This window comes from Streptomyces kunmingensis (assembly GCF_039533535.1).
Lineage (GTDB): Bacteria > Actinomycetota > Actinomycetes > Streptomycetales > Streptomycetaceae > Streptomyces > Streptomyces kunmingensis.
Genome location: NZ_BAAATS010000018.1, coordinates 216,689 through 230,624, shown reverse-complemented (window position 1 = coordinate 230,624; position 13,936 = coordinate 216,689). Strand labels below are relative to the sequence as shown.

General features: G+C 70.5%; 13 protein-coding genes, 1 tRNA gene and 1 pseudogene. 8 read left to right on the top strand and 7 right to left on the bottom strand.

Annotated features, from left to right (window positions below; all coding sequences use genetic code 11):
* Positions 1-14 precede the first annotated feature (14 nt).
* Together ABD366_RS22685 and ABD366_RS22680 are read left to right on the top strand one after the other, a co-directional pair.
* On the top strand, positions 15-1,832 hold the full coding sequence (locus ABD366_RS22685) for a tetratricopeptide repeat protein (RefSeq protein WP_324771185.1): 1,818 nt from the start codon (positions 15-17) through the stop codon (positions 1,830-1,832).
* Between the two features lie 120 nt (positions 1,833-1,952).
* A tRNA-Met gene (locus ABD366_RS22680) sits at positions 1,953-2,026 on the top strand.
* A gap of 141 nt (positions 2,027-2,167) precedes the next feature.
* Here ABD366_RS22680 and ABD366_RS22675 read toward each other — a convergent pair.
* Positions 2,168-2,581 carry a Fur family transcriptional regulator gene (locus ABD366_RS22675; protein ID WP_324771186.1) on the bottom strand — a complete coding sequence of 138 codons (414 nt, stop codon included), beginning with the start codon at positions 2,579-2,581 and terminating at the stop codon, positions 2,168-2,170.
* Positions 2,582-2,717: 136 nt separating this feature from the next.
* On the opposite strand from ABD366_RS22675, the gene katG reads away from it, so the two are divergent.
* The gene (katG, locus tag ABD366_RS22670) at positions 2,718-4,937 is read left to right on the top strand and encodes a catalase/peroxidase HPI (protein WP_324771187.1); all 2,220 of its coding nucleotides are present in this window, start codon (positions 2,718-2,720) and stop codon (positions 4,935-4,937) included.
* A gap of 116 nt (positions 4,938-5,053) precedes the next feature.
* On the opposite strand, the gene ABD366_RS22665 is transcribed toward katG, so the two are convergent.
* Together ABD366_RS22665 and hisN are read right to left on the bottom strand one after the other, a co-directional pair.
* Positions 5,054-5,455, bottom strand: coding sequence for a CBS domain-containing protein (locus tag ABD366_RS22665; RefSeq protein WP_324771188.1), 402 nt, complete (start codon positions 5,453-5,455; stop codon positions 5,054-5,056).
* Between the two features lie 152 nt (positions 5,456-5,607).
* Positions 5,608-6,405 carry a histidinol-phosphatase gene (gene hisN / locus ABD366_RS22660; protein ID WP_324771189.1) on the bottom strand — a complete coding sequence of 266 codons (798 nt, stop codon included), beginning with the start codon at positions 6,403-6,405 and terminating at the stop codon, positions 5,608-5,610.
* A gap of 176 nt (positions 6,406-6,581) precedes the next feature.
* Between hisN and ABD366_RS22655 the strand changes: the two genes are divergently transcribed.
* A complete protein-coding gene (locus ABD366_RS22655; RefSeq protein WP_324771190.1) occupies positions 6,582-7,178 on the top strand; it encodes a TetR/AcrR family transcriptional regulator in 597 nt (198 codons plus the stop codon).
* Between the two features lie 79 nt (positions 7,179-7,257).
* On the opposite strand, the gene ABD366_RS22650 is transcribed toward ABD366_RS22655, so the two are convergent.
* The 4 genes and pseudogenes from ABD366_RS22650 to ABD366_RS22635 form a co-directional block, all read right to left on the bottom strand.
* Positions 7,258-7,581, bottom strand: coding sequence for a DMT family transporter (locus ABD366_RS22650; RefSeq protein ID WP_324771191.1), 324 nt, complete (start codon positions 7,579-7,581; stop codon positions 7,258-7,260).
* Positions 7,582-7,688: 107 nt separating this feature from the next.
* Positions 7,689-8,699, bottom strand: a complete 1,011-nt coding sequence (rsgA, locus tag ABD366_RS22645; protein WP_324771192.1) for a ribosome small subunit-dependent GTPase A — start codon at positions 8,697-8,699, stop codon at positions 7,689-7,691.
* A 91-nt stretch (positions 8,700-8,790) separates the two neighbouring features.
* Positions 8,791-10,101, bottom strand: a pseudogene (gene aroA, locus ABD366_RS22640) (3-phosphoshikimate 1-carboxyvinyltransferase); the annotation flags it as partial.
* 36 nt (positions 10,102-10,137) lie between these two features.
* Positions 10,138-10,839: a M50 family metallopeptidase gene (locus tag ABD366_RS22635; RefSeq protein ID WP_324771193.1), complete on the bottom strand. Its 702-nt coding sequence runs from the start codon at positions 10,837-10,839 to the stop codon at positions 10,138-10,140.
* Positions 10,840-10,943: 104 nt separating this feature from the next.
* On the opposite strand from ABD366_RS22635, the gene ABD366_RS22630 reads away from it, so the two are divergent.
* The 4 genes from ABD366_RS22630 (at position 10,944) to rsrA (ending at position 13,839) form a co-directional block, all read left to right on the top strand.
* Entirely contained in the window at positions 10,944-11,759 is an 816-nt protein-coding gene (locus tag ABD366_RS22630) for an SOS response-associated peptidase (protein ID WP_324771194.1), read from the top strand.
* A gap of 256 nt (positions 11,760-12,015) precedes the next feature.
* A complete protein-coding gene (locus ABD366_RS22625) occupies positions 12,016-12,645 on the top strand; it encodes an alpha/beta hydrolase family protein (RefSeq protein WP_324771195.1) in 630 nt (209 codons plus the stop codon).
* Positions 12,646-12,886: 241 nt separating this feature from the next.
* Positions 12,887-13,552, top strand: coding sequence for an RNA polymerase sigma factor SigR (gene sigR, locus ABD366_RS22620; RefSeq protein WP_324771196.1), 666 nt, complete (start codon positions 12,887-12,889; stop codon positions 13,550-13,552).
* On the top strand, positions 13,549-13,839 hold the full coding sequence (gene rsrA, locus ABD366_RS22615; protein WP_324771197.1) for a mycothiol system anti-sigma-R factor: 291 nt from the start codon (positions 13,549-13,551) through the stop codon (positions 13,837-13,839). Before sigR ends, rsrA begins: the two co-directional genes overlap by 4 nt.
* The last annotated feature ends 97 nt before the right edge of the window (positions 13,840-13,936 follow it).

Here is a 13,936-nt window from a genome sequence, read left to right as displayed (position 1 = left end):
CGGGTGGTGCGACGATGGACGTTATGGGGGACAAGGCAACTCTGTTGGAGACAGGGCGGTTTGTGCAGCCTTCTGACCGGGACGAATCCGGCGAGACGGTAGAAGAAGCACGCCAGCGGCTGGCCGCGGAGGCCGGCGACGTCGAGGCGATGAGTGTCCTCGGCGCCATGCTGCTGCGCCGCGGTGATCTCGACGGAGCCGAACCCCTGCTGCGTGGTGCCACGGGCGAGGGCGACCGGGCCGCGGCCAACAATCTGGGTGTCCTGCTCCACCAGCGCGGCTACGCGGACGAGGCCGCCGGCTGGTGGCGGGTCGCCGCCGTCGCCGGTTCGGCCCCCGCCGCGCACGCGCTCGGCCGGCACTTCCGCGAGCGCGGTGACGAGCCCGCCGCCGAGTACTGGCTGCGCCAGTCCGCCGAGCAGGGGCACACGCTCGGCGCGTACGCCCTCGCCGACCTCCTGGAGCACCGCAGCGACGTCGGCGCCGAGCGCTGGATGCGCGTCGCCGCCCAGCGCGGGCATCGCGAGGCCGCGTACCGGCTCGCCCGCGCCCTGGACCGGCAGGCCGCCCGGCTCGGCCCCGAGGATGTCCTGGTCACCGACGAGAACAGGAAGCCGGCCGCGGAGGCCGAGCAGTGGTACCGGCAGGCCGCCGCCAAAGGGCACCGCCGCGCCGCACTGCACCTCGGCGCGATCCTGGAGAAGCGCGGCGAGCTGAAGGAGGCCGGGCGCTGGTACCTGACGTCCGCCAAGGACGGCGAGCCGCGCGCCGCGTGCGCCCTCGCCTTCCTGCTGCGCGACGCCGGGGACGAGGAGAGCGCCGCCGTGTGGTGGCTGCGCGCCGCCCAGGACGGCGACGGCAACGCGGCGAACGCGCTGGGCGCGCTGCACGCCCAGCGCGGCGAGACGCAGACAGCCGAGCGCTGGTACCGCGCCGCCATGGACGCGGGCGACAACAACGGCGCGTACAACCTGGGTCTGCTGTGCGCCGAGCAGAAGCGCACCGCACAGGCCGAGAGCTGGTACCGGCGCGCCGCCTACGCGGGCCACCGCGAGGCGGCCAACGCGCTCGCCGTGCTGCTGCTGCAGAACGGCGACGCGGTCGGCGCCGAGCCCTGGTTCTCCAAAGCGGCCGAGGCCGGAAGCGTCGACGCGGCCTTCAACCTCGGCATCCTGTACGCGGGCCGGGACGAGCCGGAGGCCGACCAGCAGGCACTGCGGTGGTACGAGCGCGCCGCCGCCGGAGGGCACACCGAAGCCGCGCTCCAGGCCGGTATCGCGCGACTGCGCGAGGGGGACGAGCCGAGCGCCGAGCGGCACCTGCGGTGCGCCGCGGGCGGCGGCAGCCCCGAGGCGGCGTACCGGCTCGCCCAGCTGCTCGACGTACGACGCCCGCCCGCCGCCCGGCACGAGCTCGGCGAGCCGGTCACGGCGAAGAGCGAGTGCGAGGAGTGGTACGAGCGGGCTGCCGAGCACGGGCACCGGCGTGCGCAGGTCCGCGTCGGCATGCTCGCCGCCGTGCGCGGTGACGTGGTCGAGGCGGCCCGCTGGTACCGGGAGGCCGCGGAAGCCGGCTCGCGCAACGGCGCGTTCAACCTCGGGCTGCTGCTCGCCCGCGAGGGCAGTGAGCCGGAAGCGGCGCTGTGGTGGACGCGGGCCGCCGACGCCGGGCACGGACGGGCGGCGCTCAGGCTCGCCCTGCTGTGCGCGCGGCGCGGCGATCTGGTCGAGGGCCAGAAGTGGGCCAGCCGGGCCGTCGAGTCCGGACCGGCCGAGGTCGCCGAGCGGGCGGGCCGGCTGCGCGACGCACTGCGCCAGGAGCTGTCGGCCTGAGCGCGGGCCGACCTGGCCGACCTGGCCGACCCGGCCGGCCCTGCCGCCCGGGCCGCCCGCAAGCCCTCCGGCCAGGGATTTGCGCTGGTCGGAGGCGTCCCGTAAGGTTGTGTTCAACGGCGCGGGGTGGAGCAGCTCGGTAGCTCGCTGGGCTCATAACCCAGAGGTCGCAGGTTCAAATCCTGTCCCCGCTACTCAGGTCTCAGGGCCCGGAACCAATGGTTCCGGGCCCTGAGGCGTTTCCGGGTACTCGTACCAGGAGGGTCTCCCGCCAAAAGGCTCCCGTACCGCAAAAGGCCCGCACCAGAAGGTGCGGGCCTTTTGCGCAAGAAGTCCTAGGTCGCGCAGTTCGGGCAGACGCCTCGGTACGTGACCTCCACGTCCGAGATGCGGAAGCCGAAGCGCTCCGAGTCGGGGAGAGCCGCCAAGGGGTTGCCCGTCGGGTGGACGTCGCGGATCTGGCCGCACTGGCCGCAGACCAGGTGCTGGTGCGGACGGTGCGCGTTCGGGTCGTAGCGCTTCGCCCGCTTGTCCGTGGCGACCTCGATGACCTCGCCCAGCAACACCATCTCGCCCAGCGTGTTGTAGACCGTCGCCCGGGAGATCTCGGGGAGCTTCGCGACAGCGCGCGCATGCACCTCGTCGGCCGTCAGATGAACGTGGTCCCCTTCGAGGACCTCTGCCACGACGCGCCGTTGCGCGGTCATGCGCCAGCCGCGCTCGCGCAGTCGGTCCAGGAGATCGCTCATGGAAACCAGCCTAACAGCAGGGGACCTTCATCCCGAATGAATGTGACTTTGGAGTGTTGCTTGACTTAGACATTGTCCATTGTAGGATCAACGGTGGCTTAGGCCAAGCGACAGGACAGACTCCGGAAGGGTTCGCATGACCGAGAACCATGAAGCAATCGTCACGGACGCGAAGACGGAGGAAGAGACGGGCGGCTGCCCGGTCGCGCACGGCCGGGCCAAGCACCCGACTCAGGGCGGCGGCAACACCCAGTGGTGGCCGGAGCGGCTCAATCTGAAGATCCTCGCCAAGAACCCGGCGGTAGCGAACCCGCTCGGCGAGGACTTCGACTACGCCGAGGCGTTCAACGCGCTGGACCTGCCGGCCGTGAAGCGGGACATCGCCGAGGTGCTCACCACCTCGCAGGACTGGTGGCCCGCCGACTTCGGGAACTACGGGCCGCTCATGGTCCGCATGGCCTGGCACAGCGCCGGCACGTACCGGATCAGCGACGGCCGCGGTGGCGCCGGCGCCGGTCAGCAGCGCTTCGCGCCGCTCAACAGCTGGCCCGACAACGGCAACCTGGACAAGGCCCGCCGCCTGCTCTGGCCCGTCAAGCAGAAGTACGGCCAGTCCATTTCCTGGGCCGACCTGCTGATCCTCACGGGTAACGTCGCGCTGGAGACGATGGGCTTCAAGACCTTCGGCTTCGCCGGCGGCCGCCCCGACGTGTGGGAGTCGGAGGAGGACGTCTACTGGGGCCCCGAGACGACCTGGCTCGGCGACGAGCGCTACACCGGCGACCGCGAGCTGGAGAGCCCGCTCGGCGCGGTGCAGATGGGTCTCATCTACGTGAACCCCGAGGGTCCGAACGGGAACCCGGACCCGATCGCCGCGGCCCGCGACATCCGTGAGACGTTCCGCCGCATGGCGATGAACGACGAGGAGACCGTCGCGCTCATCGCCGGTGGTCACACCTTCGGCAAGACCCACGGCAACGGTCCGGCGGACGCCGTCGGGCCCGACCCCGAGGCCGCCCCGATCGAGGCGCAGGGCCTGGGCTGGGCGAACAGCCACGGCACCGGCAAGGGCGGCGACGCCATCACCAGTGGTCTGGAGGTCACCTGGACCAGCACCCCGACCCAGTGGGGCAACGAGTTCTTCGACAACCTCTTCGGCTACGAGTGGGAGCTCACCCAGAGCCCCGCCGGCGCCAACCAGTGGGTCGCGAAGGACGCCGAGGCGACCATCCCGCTGGCGCACGACGCGTCGCAGAAGCAGCTCCCCACGATGCTGACGACCGACCTGTCGCTGCGCTTCGATCCGATCTACGAGCCGATCTCGCGCCGCTTCCACGAGAACCCGCAGGAGTTCGCGGACGCCTTCGCCCGTGCCTGGTACAAGCTGACGCACCGTGACATGGGTCCGGTCGTCCGCTACCTCGGCCCCGAGGTCCCCGCCGAGGAGCTGCTCTGGCAGGACCCGCTGCCGGCGCGCACCGGTGGGGTCATCGACGCCGCGGACATCGCCGCCCTCAAGGAGCAGGTACTCGGCTCGGACCTGACGGTCGCGCAGCTGGTCTCCGCCGCCTGGGCCTCCGCCTCCTCCTTCCGTGGCAGCGACAAGCGCGGCGGTGCCAACGGCGCCCGCGTCCGCCTGGAGCCGCAGCGCAACTGGGAGGTCAACAACCCGGACGAGCTGGCGCAGGTGCTGCGGACGCTCGAAGGCATCCAGGAGACCTTCAACGCCAAGGGCGGCAAGCAGGTCTCGCTGGCCGACCTGATCGTGCTCGCGGGCTCCGCGGCCGTCGAGAAGGCGGCCAAGGACGGCGGCTTCGACATCGAGGTGCCGTTCTCGGTCGGCCGGGTCGACGCCACGCAGGAGCAGACGGACGTCGAGTCGTTCGCCGCGCTCGAGCCGGCCGCCGACGGCTTCCGCAACTACGTGGGCAAGGGCAACCGCCTCCCCGCCGAGTACCTGCTGCTCGACAAGGCGAACCTGCTGACGCTGAGCGCTCCCGAGCTGACCGTCCTCGTCGGCGGCCTGCGCGTCCTGGGCGCCAACACCGGCAAGTCGAAGCACGGCGTTCTCACCGAGCGGCCGGGCACGCTGAGCAACGACTACTACGTCAACCTGCTCGACATGGGTACGACGTGGAAGTCGACGTCCTCGGCGCAGGACGAGTTCGAGGGCCGCGACGCGAGCGGTGCGGTCAAGTGGACCGGCACCCGTGCCGACCTGGTCTTCGGTTCCAACTCCGAGCTGCGCGCGGTGGCCGAGGTCTACGCGAGCGACGACGCCAAGGAGAAGTTCGTCAAGGACTTCGTCGCGGCCTGGACCAAGGTCATGGACCTGGACCGGTTCGACCTGGTCTGACGCGCGCAGGACGCGTAGAACACGTAGGGCTCCAGAGCTCTAGGAGAGTTCTAGGAGAACTCTAGGAGGGCCGGTTCCCGCTGGGAGCCGGCCCTCCTCGGCATGTGCGGGCGCTTCTAGACCGTCAGGGTCGGCGCCGGCTGCCTCGCCGGTGTCCAGCAGCGGGTGATGTCGCGGACGGAGACGATGCCGACCGGTTCGCGGCCGTCGCACACGATGAGATGGCGGAAACCGCCGTGGGTCATCGCGTCCGCCGCCTTCTCCAGGGTCCAGGTCGGGGCGGCGAAGACGACGTCGGTGGTGGTGTGGGTACCGGCTGTCTCGTGGTCCGGATCCTGGTTCAGCGCGAGGGAGTTGAGGATGTCGCGCTCGGTCAGGATGCCGATGCCGCAGCCGTCGGGATCGAGGACGACGGCCGCTCCGACGCGGCGCGCCGACATCAGCCGGGCCGCTTGGCGCAGGGTGTGGGTGGGGCCGATGGTGAGGACCATCGTGCTCATGGCGTCACGGACGAGCATGGATGGAGCCACCTTCCTGTGTGGGCACCTGCGGAACCGACCCCGGTACGAGAAACGGTTCACAAGTTCACAAGTGGGGGAGCTCTCAGAGTTACAGGTATAGGGAGCGTCAACAAGAGGGCGCGGAGGGCGATTTCAGGGGCGCTCGAGGGTCAGCGGCTCGAGACGTAGCTCAGCAGATCGTCGTGGAGCAGGCCGTTCGACGCCGCCGCGTTGCCGCTGTGCGGGCCGGGGCGCCCGTCGAGGCCGGTGAACGTGCCGCCCGCCTCGGTCACCACGATCGCGGGCGCCGCCATGTCCCACAGCGACAATTCCGGCTCCGCGCACAGGTCGATCGAGCCCTCGGCGACCATCATGTAGGGCCAGAAATCGCCGTAGCCGCGCGTGCGCCACACCGCCCGGCTGAGCTCCAGGAACCCGTCGAGGCGGCCCCGCTCCTCCCAGCCCGTCAGCGAGGAGTACGCGAAGGAGGCGTCGGCGAGCCGGCCCACCTTGGACACGTGCAGCCTGGACGCCGAGGTCAGGCTGCGGCCCGTGAACGCGCCCGCCCCCTTCGCCGCCCACCAGCGCCGGCCGAGCGCGGGCGCGGAGACCACGCCGACGACCGGCTGGTAGCCGCCCTCGCCCGCCTCCATCAGCGAGATGAGCGTCGCCCAGACCGGGACGCCGCGCACGTAGTTCTTGGTGCCGTCGATCGGGTCGATGACCCAGCGGCGCGGGCCCGTGCCCTCGACGCCGTACTCCTCGCCCAGGACCGCGTCCCGCGGCCGCGCCCGCTGGAGATGACCACGGATCAGCTCCTCGGCCGACTTGTCGGCCTCGCTCACCGGCGTCATGTCCGGTTTGGTCTCCACCTTCAGGTCGAGAGCCTTGAACCGGTCCATCGTCGCGGCGTCGGCGGCGTCCGCGAGGACGTGGGCGAGGCGCAGATCATCGTGGTAGTCGGGCATGACTGCACAGTATCGATCGTGGTCGGTCCGAGGCCACACGCCCTCTCTCCGTACGGGGCGCACAGGGTCACTCACGGGGTCGCATACAGGGTCGCGCAAGGGCTATTGACAGGGGGGACGAGCCCGTCAACTCTGGCGAAACAAGCCGTACGGACACGGTGGCCCGGGAGGCGACGATGCCTGCAGCGCGGGAATCCCTACTGGACGCGGCCTACACGGCGCTGGCGCGGCGACCCTGGTCCGGGGTGCGGATGGTCGATGTGGCGGCGGTCGCCGGAGTCTCCCGGCAGACCCTCTACAACGAGTTCGGCAGCAAGGAAGGGCTGGCCCGCGCCTTGGTGCGGCGCGAGGCCGACGCCTATCTCGCGGGCGTCGACCGCGCCCTGAAGGAGGGCGGCCTCGACACGGTCGCCGAGTGGACCGTGGCGAGCGCGCGCCGCAATCCGCTGGTGCGGGCCGCGCTCACCGGCTGCTGGAGCGAGCGCCTGCCCTCGCCGACGCTGTCCGCCGTGCCGTCCTCGTCGGCCGTGCCCGCGCAGCGCCGCGCGGACGGACCGCTGCCCGCCCCCGCCGACCTCGTCGCCCTCGTACGCGACCGGTCCCTGGCCGCGCTGGGCGTGGCGGGCACCGCCAAGACGGAGGCGGAGGCCCTGGCCCGGGACTGCGAACTGGCCGTGCGGATCGCGCTGTCCTGCGTCATGGTGCCGCCGGGGGGTGGCGGCGGGGTCGGGCGGATGGTGCGGGAGGCCATCCGGGCCGGGCGTTCTGGCTGAGGGGGCCGAGGGGCCTGGGGGAGTGGGCCGGCGGACTGTCCGAGGACCGAAGGGCCTCGTGAAGGAGAAGTGCCGCGCGTCAGTGTGCCGAACCCGAGAGTTGCAGGCCGATGACGCCCGCCACCACCAGGCTGATCGAGACGATCTTGAGCGTCGACACCACGTCGCCCAGGAAGATCATTCCGTAGATCGCCGTGCCCGCCGCGCCGATGCCCGTCCACACCGCGTACGCCGGACCCACGTCCAGCTTCTTCAGGGACAGCGTCAGCAGACCGAAGCTGCCCAGCGCGAACGAGGCGAACGCGACCGTCGGCCAGAGCCGGGTGAAGCCGTGCGAGAGCTTCAGACAGACGGCGAAACCCGTCTCCAGCATTCCCGCGACGATGACCAGCAGCCACGCCATGTGATGAGCCTCCCGCGTTCCACTGATCTCGTACGGCTTCGATCTTGCGTCCGGCTTGGTGCGATTATGCCTTTACCGGTGTGCGGGGGCTGCAAACAAGACGGAGGTCAGTCGCCCTCGCGCCGCTCGCGCGTCGCGAGCAGACGGCGCAGCGAGTACAGGCGCGCCGGATCCGCATGACCTTCCGCAACCCACGCGTCCAGGGCGCACTCCGGCTCGTCGTGGCTGCACGCGCGCGGGCAGTTCTCCGTGCCGGGTTCCAGATCCGGGAACGCGTGGATGACCCGCGACGGATCCACATGGTGCAGGCCGAACGAACGTACGCCCGGAGTGTCGACCACCCAGCCCGCCTCGCCCGGCAGCGGCAGGGCCCGCGCCGACGTGGTGGTGTGCCGGCCGCGCCCCGTGACCGCGTTGACATGGCCCGTCGTACGCCGTTGGTCCTGCGCCACCAGCGCGTTCACCAGCGTCGTCTTGCCCACGCCCGAATGACCGACGAACGCCGTGATCTTGCCGTCGAGCTGCTCGCGCACCCGCGCCTGCGCCTCGCCGCTCTCCAGCTCCTGCCGGCTGGTCACGACGTACGGAATGTCCAGGTCCCCGTAGAGCTCGAGGAGTTTGTCCGGGCTTGCCAGGTCCGACTTCGTCAGCACCAGCAGCGGGGTGAGCCCGCCGTCGAACGCCGCCACCAGACAGCGGTCGATCATGCGCGGGCGCGGCTCGGGATCGGCCAGGGCCGTGACGATCGCGAGCTGGTCCGCATTGGCGACGACCACCCGCTCGTAGGGGTCGTCGTCGTCCGCCGTGCGGCGCAGGAGCGAGGAGCGCGGCTCGATGCGGACGATCCGCGCGAGCGTGTCCTTCTTCCCGGACAGATCACCGACCACGGCCACCTGGTCGCCGACGACCGCCGCCTTGCGGCCCAGCTCACGGGCCTTCATCGCATGGATCGGACGGTCGTCGATGAGGACCGTCAGACGGCCCCGGTCGACCGTGAGGACCATGCCCTCCGCCGCGTCCTCGTGCTTCGGCCGGATGTTCGTCCGCGGCCTGTTCCCCTTGCGGTTGGGGCGCTGGCGGATGTCGTCCTCGTCGGTGTGCTTGCCGTAGCGGCGCATCGGTCTACGTTCCCTACGGCCTGTCGGTCCGGTCGGTCTTGGCGGGCTTGCCGGGACCGTCGGTCACGTCGGTTCCGTCGGTTCCGTCGGTTCCGAGCATCGCGGTCCACATGTCCGGGAAGTCCGGGAGCGTCTTCGCCGTCGTCCCCACGTTCTCGATCTGTACGCCCTCCACCGCCAGGCCGATGATCGCGCCCGCCGTCGCCATCCGGTGGTCGTCGTACGTGTGGAAGACCCCGCCGTGCAGAGCGCGCGGGCGGATGTGGAGGCCGTCGGCCGTCTCCGTCACGTCACCGCCCAGCTCGTTGATCTCCTTCGTCAGCGCGGCCAGGCGGTCCGTCTCGTGCAGGCGCAGGTGCGCCACACCGCTGAGGGTGGAGGGGCCGTCGGCAAGCGCCGCCACGGCCGCGATGCCCGGCGTCAGTTCGCCGACCTCGCCGAGGTCCACGTCGATCCCGTGGATCGTTCCCGAACCGGTCAACGTCAGCCCCCGCTCGGTCAGTTCGCAGGTGCCGCCCATCTCCGTGAAGATCTCGCGCAGCGCGTCACCGGGCTGCGTCGTGTGCTCCGGCCAGTCGGGGATCGTCACCGTGCCGCCCGTGATCAGGGCCGCAGCCAGGAACGGCTGCGCGTTGGACAGGTCCGGCTCGATGACGATGTCCCGGCCGAGCAGCGCGCCCGGGGTGACCCGCCACACGTTGGCCTCGCCGCCCGACTCCGGGGTGTCCACCTGCGCGCCCACCGCCCGCAGCATGTCCACCGTCATCCGGATGTGCGGCATCGAGGGAAGGGAAGATCCTGTGTGACGGACCTCGACCCCCTGGTTGAAGCGCGGCGCCGAGAGGAGAAGCGCGCTGACGAACTGGGAGGACGACGACGCGTCGATCTCCACCGGGCCGCCGTCGAGCGCCCCGCCGCCGTGCACCGTCAGGGGCAGGGCACCACGGTTGTCGTCGTCGATCCGCGCGCCCAGCGTCCGCAGCGCGTCGATCACACCGTGCAGCGGCCGCTCGTACGAACGGGGGTCGCCGTCGAACCGGATCGGGCCGTCCGCGAGCGCCGCGACCGGCGGGAGGAAGCGCATGACCGTGCCCGCGTTGCCCACGTCCACCGTCGCCGGGCCCCGGAGGCCGGAAGGAATGACGCGCCACGCCTCGCCCGAACCGTCCGGGCCCACACCCTCCTCGATCCCGACGCCCATCGCCCGCAGCGCGCCCGCCATCAGCAGGGTGTCGCGCGAACGCAGGGGGCGGCGCAGCCAGCCCGGCTCCGCGGCCAGCGCGGCCAGGACCAGCGCCCGGTTGGTGACGGATTTGGACCCCGGCACCGAAACGGTCGCGTCGACGGCTCCGCTCGCGAGGGGGGCGGGCCAAAGGGCGGTGGGCGCGGGGTGCGTGGTCATGCCTTTACTTTAGTGGGCCCGCCCCGGGCCACCCGTTCACAGGCCGAGCAGCCAGCGGCCCCCGCCCAGCAATGAGCACAGTGAGACGGCGTGGAAGAAAAAGAGCCACATTCCCGCGGGGACGTGCGTGAGGCGTGAGAGCTGGTCCGCGTCCGAGTCGCCCGCGCCGCCCCTGCGGCGTTTGCCCTGTAGTTCGAACGCCGGGCGTACCCCGCCCAGGAGCAGGAACCAGACCACCGCGTACGCGAACGCTGCCTGGACCTGGGGGCCTGCCAGCCAGGAGACCAGGAGGAACGCGCCGCCGGTGATCACCACGGTGAGTACCCCGTACGCGTTTCTGATCATCACCAGCATCGCCACCAGCAGCGCCGTCGCCAGCCAGAGCAGCAGCGTGATGTGGCCGTTGCCGAGGAGCGCCGCCGCGCCCAGGCCCAGCAGCGGCGGGGCCGTGTAGCCCGCCGCCGCCGTCAGGATCATGCCCAGGCCCGTCGGTTTGCCCCGGCTCACCGTCAGGCCGCTGGTGTCCGAATGCAGCCGGATGCCGTCCAGCCTGCGGCCCATCAGCAGCGCGATCAGGCCGTGGCCGCCCTCGTGCGCGATCGTGATCGCGTTGCGGGAGAGTCTCCAGACGGCGTGCGGGACGATCGCCGCCAGTGCGACCACGCCTGTGGCGATCACCACCCATTGGTCTGGGTCTGGCTGAGTGCCGAAGAGTCGGTCCCAGAGGCTGGCGTCCATGTGTGCGGGTGCTCCCGGTCGGTGGTCGGTGGGTGGGGGCGGGCGTGGTGGTGTGTGGCTCGGACAGTGGTGGTTTTGGTTTGCGCTCTGGCACTGTGGCACGTATGTGCGGACGGTATGCAGCGAGTCGTGGGCCCGAGGATCTCGCAGGAATCTTTGAGATCGAGAAGTGGGAGCCGGAGGAGGCCTATGAGTCCGACTTCAACGTGGCCCCCACCAAGGAGGTCTACGCCGTACTCGACCGCCCCGTGAAAGACGCCGGGGATCCGCGTCCGGTTCGCCAGCTGCGCAAGCTGAAGTGGGGGCTGGTGCCGTCCTGGGCCAAGACGCCCGAGGGGGCGGCCCGGATGATCAACGCGCGGGCCGAGACCGTGCACGAGAAGCCGTCGTACCGGCGGGCCTTCGCCGCCCGGCGCTGCATTGTGCCTGCCGACGGCTATTACGAGTGGGTGACCGGGGCCGGGGAGCGGGAGCTGGAGGTCGAGGGGAAGAAGAAGCGGCCGCGCAAGCAGCCGTACTTCGTCACGCCGGCGGACGGGGGTGTCTTCGCCATGGCCGGGCTGTACGAGTTCTGGCGTGATCGGACTCTGCCGGACGACCACCCGCAAGGCTGGTGGGTGACCTGCTCGGTCATCACCACGGAGGCGGAGGTCGCTCCGCTCGGGGTCGCGCCCGAGGGTGGGCCCCGGTCGCTCGCCGATATCCATCCCCGGATGCCGCTCATGCTCACCCCGGACCGGTGGGATGCCTGGCTCGATCCCGGTCGTACGGAGGTCGACGACGTGCGGGCGCTGTTGAGTGCGCCGCCGGAAGGGCTGATGCGGGCCTATCCCGTGTCCACTGCCGTCAGCAATGTACGTAACAACGGGCCTGAGCTGCTGAAGGAGCTCGATGGGCCTGAGGATGTCACCTTGTTCTGACGTTGGTTGCTGACGTCACGTTCTACTGACGTTGCGTGGGTTGGGCGGGGCCGGGTCGGTGTACCTCCTCGGCCGGTTCGGTCGCCACGCCTGTTGTCCGCCGTTGGCGAGTGGGCCGGGACTGGGTTCCTGCGGAGTCCTGCGGGGGCACACCGACCCGTCCCCGCCCGTCCGTCTCGTACGCGTCTGCACGCCGGTGTCGCTGCTCCGGGCGTCCGTCGTGCGCGGCTTTCGGGTTGTGGTGCAGCATGATCGCGTGAATGTCATCGTGCCTACCGAACATGGCGATGCCCGCATTACTTGGTACCCCGCCGACGCCGGCCGGATGGTTCTCGCCGTCAGCCACGGTGCGGGCGGTGGTGTCGAAGCCCGCGATCTGCAGGCCCTCGCCCGGGTCCTGCCCAGCCATGGGGTTACCGTCGCCCTCGTCGAACAGCCGTGGCGCGTTGCCGGGAAGAAAGTGGCGCCGGCGCCGAAGACCCTGGACTCGGGGTGGCGTGGCGTCTGGCCCGCGTTGAGCGCTCCCGGGCTGCCCGTTGTCGCCGGAGGGCGGAGCGCCGGGGCCCGCGTCGCCTGTCGGACCGGTGCCGAGCTGGGGGCCGTGGGTGTGCTCGCCCTCAGTTTTCCGTTGCATCCGCCCGGCAAACCGGCGAAGTCCCGCCTCGATGAGCTGGTGGGGGCCGGGGTGCCGGTTCTGGTCGTGCAGGGTGGCAACGATCCGTTCGGGAAGCCGGGAGAGTTCCCTGATGACGGGGTCTTCGAGCTTGTCGAAGTGCCCTTTGCCGACCATGGGTTCGGTGTTCCCAAGCGGGCGGGAGTGGGGGAGCCGGAGACTCTTGCTGTCGTCACCGACGCCGTCGTCTCGTGGACTTCGTCACTCCGTTAGGGAGCGGGAATGTGGAGGGCGGGGCGGCTGTTGTCGCGTACGTCGGTGACACAGCATACGAGAGGAAGTCCGCCGCATGGGTTCGACCATCTGCCCGAGTCGCGCCACCACTCCTGAACTGGAGTGGAGCGTGCTGAGCGCGGCCAAGACCGCTCCTATTCGGGCGGCGGGCGGACCGGATCGTCGTCTATCCTCCGATTCGAGTGGGACCTCTCTGGGTCTCGCGACGTCGTTGGAGGAGGTGGGTCCGGTCACAGGGACCGACGCAGGGACCGAACACGGCCAGGCGGACGAGCGCCCGGAGAGCGCCGCGGAGCGCAGCGCGCGCTTCGAGCGGGACGCTCTGGAGTTCCTCGACCAGATGTACTCCGCCGCGCTGCGTATGACGCGCAATCCGGCGGACGCCGAGGACCTGGTGCAGGAGACGTATGCCAAGGCGTACGCGTCCTTCCACCAGTTCCGCGAGGGCACCAATCTCAAGGCGTGGCTGTACCGCATCCTGACGAACACCTTCATCAACTCGTACCGCAAGAAGCAGCGCGAGCCCCAGCGCAGCGCCGCCGAGGAGATCGAGGACTGGCAGCTCGCACGTGCCGAGTCGCACATGTCGACCGGTCTGCGCTCCGCCGAGTCGCAGGCTCTCGATCATCTGCCGGACTCGGACGTCAAGCGCGCGTTGCAGGCGATCCCCGAGGAATTCCGCATCGCGGTCTATCTCGCCGACGTAGAGGGCTTTGCGTACAAGGAGATCGCGGACATCATGGGAACACCCATCGGTACGGTGATGTCCCGGCTGCACAGGGGGCGTCGCCAGCTGCGCGGCATGCTCGAGGACTACGCCCGTGACCGCGGGCTCGTCCCGGCCGGCGCCGGAGAGTCGAACGAAGCGAAAGGCTCGGGCTCATGAGCTGCGGAGAGCCGCACGAGACGGACTGCAGTGAGGTCCTCGACCATCTCTATGAGTTTCTTGATCATGAGATGCCGGACTCCGACTGCACCAAGTTCGAGGTGCACTTCGAGGAGTGCTCCCCGTGCCTGGAGAAGTACGGCCTGGAGCAGGCCGTGAAGAAGCTGGTCAAGCGGTGCTGCGGGCAGGACGACGTGCCGACCGACCTGCGGGCCAAGGTCATGGGGCGGATCGATCTGATCCGCTCCGGACAGCCCACCCCGGATGAGGGCACGCCCCTCGCCTGAGAGCCCGCCTCTCGCGGGGAGCGGGTAACTGCCCTTGTGCGTCACCGAGTTCGTGCCGTTTCAAGGACTGTTCACCCGATCGTGCTAATCGGCGGGC

Bases quoted from the DNA above. Each gene is read 5' to 3' on its own strand.
- ABD366_RS22685 (WP_324771185.1), top strand. From the start codon at position 15: ATGGACGTTATGGGGGACAAGGCAACTCTGTTGGAGACAGGGCGGTTT.
- ABD366_RS22675 (WP_324771186.1), bottom strand. From the start codon at position 2,581: ATGAGCGATCTCCTGGACCGACTGCGCGAGCGCGGCTGGCGCATGACC.
- katG (WP_324771187.1), top strand. From the start codon at position 2,718: ATGACCGAGAACCATGAAGCAATCGTCACGGACGCGAAGACGGAGGAA.
- ABD366_RS22665 (WP_324771188.1), bottom strand. From the start codon at position 5,455: ATGCTCGTCCGTGACGCCATGAGCACGATGGTCCTCACCATCGGCCCC.
- hisN (WP_324771189.1), bottom strand. From the start codon at position 6,405: ATGCCCGACTACCACGATGATCTGCGCCTCGCCCACGTCCTCGCGGAC.
- ABD366_RS22655 (WP_324771190.1), top strand. From the start codon at position 6,582: ATGCCTGCAGCGCGGGAATCCCTACTGGACGCGGCCTACACGGCGCTG.
- ABD366_RS22650 (WP_324771191.1), bottom strand. From the start codon at position 7,581: ATGGCGTGGCTGCTGGTCATCGTCGCGGGAATGCTGGAGACGGGTTTC.
- rsgA (WP_324771192.1), bottom strand. From the start codon at position 8,699: ATGCGCCGCTACGGCAAGCACACCGACGAGGACGACATCCGCCAGCGC.
- ABD366_RS22635 (WP_324771193.1), bottom strand. From the start codon at position 10,839: ATGGACGCCAGCCTCTGGGACCGACTCTTCGGCACTCAGCCAGACCCA.
- ABD366_RS22630 (WP_324771194.1), top strand. From the start codon at position 10,944: ATGTGCGGACGGTATGCAGCGAGTCGTGGGCCCGAGGATCTCGCAGGA.
- rsrA (WP_324771197.1), top strand. From the start codon at position 13,549: ATGAGCTGCGGAGAGCCGCACGAGACGGACTGCAGTGAGGTCCTCGAC.